Source organism: Sphingomonas sp. NPDC019816, assembly GCF_050274375.1.
Taxonomy (GTDB): Bacteria; Pseudomonadota; Alphaproteobacteria; order Sphingomonadales; family Sphingomonadaceae; genus Sphingomonas.
Genome location: NZ_JBNNOB010000278.1, coordinates 1 through 1,170 on the forward strand (window position 1 = coordinate 1; position 1,170 = coordinate 1,170).

The following is a 1,170-nucleotide window of genomic DNA, read 5'->3' on the forward strand; positions in this document are numbered from 1 at the left end:
GCCGTCCTGTCGGACATCCTGGGTGACGAAGATCACCTGGGCGACATGGACTTCAAGGTGGCGGGCACCTCCGAGGGTATCACCTCGCTCCAGATGGACATCAAGATCGCCGGTATCACCGAGGAGATCATGAAGGTCGCGCTGGCGCAGGCCAAGGAAGGCCGCGCGCACATCCTGGGCGAGATGAACAAGGCGCTGGGCGAGACCCGCACCGAGCTGTCAGCCCATGCCCCGCGCATCGAGACGATGACGATCGACAAGTCGAAGATCCGCGACGTCATCGGCACCGGCGGCAAGGTGATCCGCGAGATCGTCGCCACCACCGGCGCCAAGGTCGACATCGACGACGAGGGCGTCATCAAGATCAGCTCGTCGGACGGTTCGCAGATCGAAGCCGCGATGAACTGGATCAAGGGCATCGTCGAAGAGGCCGAGGTCGGCAAGATCTACAACGGCAAGGTCGTCAACCTCGTCGACTTCGGTGCGTTCGTGAACTTCATGGGTGGCAAGGACGGTCTCGTCCACGTCTCGGAGATCAAGAACGAGCGTGTCGAGAAGGTCTCGGACGTCCTGAGCGAAGGCCAGGAAGTCAAGGTCAAGGTCCTCGAGATCGATCCGCGCGGCAAGGTCCGCCTGTCGATGCGCGTCGTCGACCAGGAAACCGGCGCCGAGCTGGAGGACAATCGTCCGGCCCGCGAACCGCGTGAACCGCGCGGCGACCGTGGCCCGCGCGGCGACCGTGAAGGCGGTCGCGGTCCGCGCCGCGACGGCGGTGATCGTGGGGGCGACCGTGGTGATCGCGGCGGCGAAGGCCGCAGCGGCCCGCGTCGCGACCGTGGCGACCGTCCCCGTCGTGAAGGCGGCGAGCAGGGCGGTTCATCCGAATTCGCCGCTCCGGCCTTTCTGACCGGCGATCGCGACTGATCTCTTCCCTAGGGAAGCGAAAGGGCTCGGGGGAAACCTCGGGCCCTTTTTCGTTGGGGTCTGCCCCTCCACCACCCGGCTGCGCCGGGCGGTCCCCCTCCCCATCGAAGATGGGGAGGAATGGGGTGAACCAAATCCTCCCCAAGCCCCGCTTGGAGAAGGGGACCGCCGCGAAGCGGTGGTGGAGGGGCATCAGGCCGCACGGGATTCCCTTGACCTTCGACTTCGGCGCAAAGCGCCGAAGTC

Annotated in this window: 1 protein-coding gene; it reads left to right on the plus strand. The window is 66.1% G+C overall.

Annotation, left to right across the window (positions count from 1 at the left end):
- A partial coding sequence (locus ACQKJZ_RS19400; protein WP_427733344.1) for a S1 RNA-binding domain-containing protein occupies window positions 1-924 on the plus strand: 924 nt, incomplete at its 5' end.
- Between the last annotated feature and the right edge of the window lie 246 nt (window positions 925-1,170).